This is a genomic window from Mesorhizobium sp. M1E.F.Ca.ET.063.01.1.1 (assembly GCF_003998155.1).
In the GTDB taxonomy this organism is placed as follows: Bacteria; Pseudomonadota; Alphaproteobacteria; order Rhizobiales; family Rhizobiaceae; genus Mesorhizobium.
On record NZ_RZSC01000515.1, the window covers coordinates 1 to 4,348 of the forward strand.

The window sequence follows — 4,348 nt, forward strand, 5'->3', positions numbered from 1 at the left end:
ACCCGCCACCCTTCGATCAGCCCTGTGCGGAACGCACGCGCCAGCGCCTGGGCGACGCCGGCGGCTTGCAGGATTTCGGCGTCAACCTCATGACGCTGCCACCCGGCGGCTGGTCGAGCCAGCGCCACTGGCACAGCCATGAGGATGAGCTCGTCTATGTGCTGGAGGGCGAGCTGACGCTGGTCGAGGACGGCGGCGAAACGCTGCTCAAGGCAGGCGATAGTGCTGCCTTCGCCAAGAACAGCGGCGACGGCCACCACATGATCAACCGCTCGTCGGTGACGGCGCGCTACCTGGAAGTCGGCTCGCGCAATCCGGACGATGTCATCACCTGCTCCGACATCGACATGATGAGCCCGAGTTCGGATGGGCGGTTTTTGCACAAGGATGGGGTGCCGTATCCGGGGCAGGGGTGAGGGAACGCTCCCCCTTCTCCCCTTGTGGGAGAAGGTGTCGCCGAAGGCGACGGATGAGGGGTGTTCCAGAAAACACCAGCATCTCACTCCGCTGGAGCACCCCTCATCCGTCTCGGGCGCTGCGCGCCGATCCACCTTCTCCCACAAGGGGAGAAGGATAGGCGCCTCACCCAAAATACTCCTGCAGCGGCGTCACCTCCAGGCTCCCCGCCCGTAGCGCAGCAATCGCCTCCGCCACGGCCGCCGCGCCTGACAGCGTCGTATAGTACGGCACCTTCTGCATCAGCGTTGCTCGCCGCAGCGACTTCGAGTCCGACACCGCCTTCTGGCCGTCGGTGGTGTTGAAGACGATCTGGACCTGGCGGTTGCGGATGGCGTCTTCGATGTGCGGGCGGCCCTCGAGCACCTTGTTGATCTTTTCCGCCGTCACGCCGTTTTCGGCGAGGAAGCGCGCGGTGCCGGAGGTGGCGAGCACCTTGAAGCCCTGGCCGGCGAGGCGCTTGACCGCCGGCAGGATGCCCTTCTTGTCCTCGTCGCGGACCGAGACGAACAGCGTGCCCGCGCGGGGGAGATCAACACCCGCCCCGAGCTGGCTCTTGGCGAAGGCCAGGGCAAAATCGCGGTCGAGGCCCATGACCTCGCCGGTCGAGCGCATTTCCGGTCCGAGCAGGATGTCGACGCCGGGGAAGCGGGCGAAGGGAAACACCGCTTCCTTGACCGCGATGTGGCCGGGATTGCGCGGGTCGGGCATCGCGCCGTAATGGGCGAAAGCGTTTTCCAGCGTCTCGCCGGCCATGATGCGGGCCGCGATCTTGGCGATCGGGCGGCCGATGGTCTTGGCGACGAAGGGCACCGTGCGCGAGGCGCGGGGGTTCACTTCCAGCACATAGACCGTGCCGTCCTGGATGGCGTACTGCACGTTCATCAGGCCGCCGACATTGAGCGCGCGGGCGAGGCTTGCCGTCTGCCGCTCCAGCTCGTCGACGAGGTCCGGGTGCAGCGCGTGCACCGGCAGCGAGCAGGCCGAGTCGCCCGAATGGATGCCGGCCTCCTCGATATGCTCCAGGATGCCGGAAACGAAGGTGTCCTTGCCGTCGCACAGGCAATCCACGTCGACCTCGATGGCGCCCTTGAGATAGGTGTCGAACAAAAGCGGGTTCTTGCCGAGCAGCGTGTTGATCTGGCCGGTCTTGTCGGCCGGGTATTTCTGCTTGATGTCCTCCGGCACCAGGCCGGGCACGGTGTCGAGCAGGTAAGTCTGCAGCATGCCCTCGTCATGGATGATCTGCATGGCGCGGCCGCCGAGCACATAGGAGGGGCGCACGACCAGCGGGAAGCCGAGCTCGCCGGCGACGAGGCGTGCCTGCTCGACCGAATAGGCGATGCCGTTCTTCGGCTGGGTGAGGCCGAGCTTGTGCAGCAGCTTCTGGAAGCGGTCGCGGTCTTCCGCGAGGTCGATCATGTCCGGCGAGGTGCCGAGGATCGGGATGCCGGCCTGTTCCAGGGCGTCGGCCAGCTTGAGCGGCGTCTGGCCGCCGAACTGGACGATGACGCCGACAAGCTCGCCCGAGGCCTGCTCGGCACGCAGGATCTCCAGCACGTCTTCCGCCGTCAGCGGGTCGAAATAGAGACGGTCGGAGGTGTCGTAGTCGGTCGACACGGTCTCCGGGTTGCAGTTGATCATGATCGCTTCGTAGCCGGCGTCGCGCAACGCAAACGCCGCGTGGCAGCAGCAGTAGTCGAACTCGATGCCCTGGCCGATGCGGTTCGGGCCGCCGCCGAGGATAACGACCTTTTTGCGCGACGACACGCGCGCCTCGTTGGAGAGCTGGCCGGCGAAGGGCACCTCGTAGGTCGAGTACATATAGGCGGTCGGTGAGGCGAACTCGGCCGCGCAGGTGTCGATGCGCTTATAGACCGGATGAACGTCGAGTTTTTCGCGCGCGTTCTGAACGTGTTCGGCGTCGGTCTTCGTCAGCGAGGCGAGGCGGGCATCCGAAAAACCCATCGCCTTCAGCATGCGCAGATTGGCGGCGTCCTCAGGCAGGCCATGCTCGCGCACGCGCTCCTCCATGGCGATGATGCCGGCGATCTGTTCGAGGAACCACGGGTCGATCTTGCACATGGCGTGCACGTCTTCCAGCGAGGTGCCCATGCGGATCGCCTGCGCCACCATGCGCAGCCGGTCGGGCGTCGGTGTGCCGAGTGCTGCCCGGATGGCGTTGCGGTCGTCGACGTGATTGGCGGCGGTAGGCCCGCGGCCGATGCCGGGGATCTCGATCTCGTCCAGTCCTGTCAGGCCGGTTTCAAGGCCACGCAGCGCCTTCTGCAGCGATTCCTGGAAGGTGCGGCCGATGGCCATCACCTCGCCCACCGACTTCATGGCGGTGGTCAGCACCGGCTCGGCGCCGGGGAATTTCTCGAACGCAAAGCGCGGGATCTTCGTCACGACATAGTCGATGGTCGGTTCGAAGGAAGCCGGCGTCGCGCCGCCGGTGATGTCGTTCTCCAACTCGTCCAGCGTGTAGCCGACGGCAAGTTTTGCCGCGACCTTGGCGATCGGGAAGCCGGTTGCCTTCGAGGCCAAGGCGGAACTGCGCGAGACGCGCGGGTTCATCTCGATCACCACCAGGCGGCCGTCGGCCGGGTTGACGGCGAACTGCACGTTGGAGCCGCCCGTCTCGACGCCGATCTCGCGCAGCACCGCGATCGAGGCGTTGCGCATCATCTGGTATTCCTTGTCGGTCAGCGTCAGCGCCGGGGCGACGGTGATCGAGTCGCCGGTGTGCACGCCCATCGGATCGACGTTCTCGATCGAGCAGATGATGATGCAGTTGTCCGCCTTGTCGCGGACGACCTCCATCTCATACTCCTTCCAGCCGAGCACGCTTTCCTCGATCAGCACCTCGGTGGTCGGCGAGGCGTCGAGGCCGGACTGGACGATGTCGTAGAATTCGGCGCGGTTGTAGGCGATGCCGCCGCCGGTGCCGCCCATGGTGAAGGACGGGCGGATGATGGCCGGCAGGCCGACATGGTCGAGCGCCTCCGCGGCGATCGCCATGGCGTGGCTGATGTAGCGCTGCTTGCGGTCGCCCTCGCCGAGGTTCCAGTGCGTCTCCAGCGCGTCAAGTGCCGCATTGAGGTTTTCGGGGTTCTCCGCCTTGAGCGCCGCGCGCTCGGCCTCATGCGTCTTGCGGTCGGCGTTCTTGACGTCGGTGGCGTTGGCCAGCATCGAGCGCGGTGTCTCCAGGCCGATCTTGCTCATCGCCTGGCGGAACAGGGCGCGGTCCTCGGCCTTGTCGATGGCATGTGCATCGGCGCCGATCATCTCGACATTGTAGCGGTCGAGCACGCCCATGCGGCGCAGCGAAAGCGCGGTGTTCAGCGCCGTCTGGCCACCCATGGTGGGCAGCAGCGCATCGGGGCGCTCCTTGGCGATGATCTTGGCCACCACTTCGGGGGTAATGGGCTCGACATAGGTGGCGTCGGCCAGCTCCGGATCGGTCATGATGGTGGCCGGATTGGAGTTGACCAGGATGACGCGGAAACCTTCCTCCTTCAGCGCCTTGCAGGCCTGGGTGCCGGAATAGTCGAACTCGCATGCCTGGCCGATGACGATGGGGCCGGCCCCGATGATCAGGATCGACTTGATGTCGGTGCGTCTTGGCATGTCTACGGGTTCCGTTCGGCGAGCGGCTTGCACGAAAAACCGGGCGGGGGGAGGACCCGGCCGGTTGTGCTTGCGATTCTGGTATCAGGCTAGGAGGGCCTTATAGGGAAGAGTTTTGGCGGATGAAACCCCGAAAATGAGGGAGTAAGGGAGTAAGGGAGTAAGGGAGTAGGCAGGGTTTCAGGCGCCCAGTGCCTATTCCCTACTGCCTACTGCCTAATACCCATTCCCCCAGCGCAAGCTGGTCCGTGATCTCGAATCG

The 4,348-nt window shown here is 65.4% G+C and carries 2 protein-coding genes; one reads left to right on the forward strand and one right to left on the reverse strand.

Annotation, left to right across the window (positions count from 1 at the left end; genetic code table 11):
* On the forward strand, nucleotides 1-416 hold a 416-nt coding region (locus EOA29_RS26765; protein ID WP_127221839.1), incomplete at its 5' end, for a cupin domain-containing protein.
* A gap of 166 nt (nucleotides 417-582) precedes the next feature.
* Here EOA29_RS26765 and carB read toward each other — a convergent pair.
* Complete coding sequence (carB, locus tag EOA29_RS26770; protein WP_126092452.1) at nucleotides 583-4,086, reverse strand: carbamoyl-phosphate synthase large subunit; 3,504 nt, start codon at nucleotides 4,084-4,086, stop codon at nucleotides 583-585.
* Between the last annotated feature and the right edge of the window lie 262 nt (nucleotides 4,087-4,348).

Bases quoted from the DNA above. Each gene is read 5' to 3' on its own strand.
- carB (WP_126092452.1), bottom strand. From the start codon at position 4,086: ATGCCAAGACGCACCGACATCAAGTCGATCCTGATCATCGGGGCCGGC.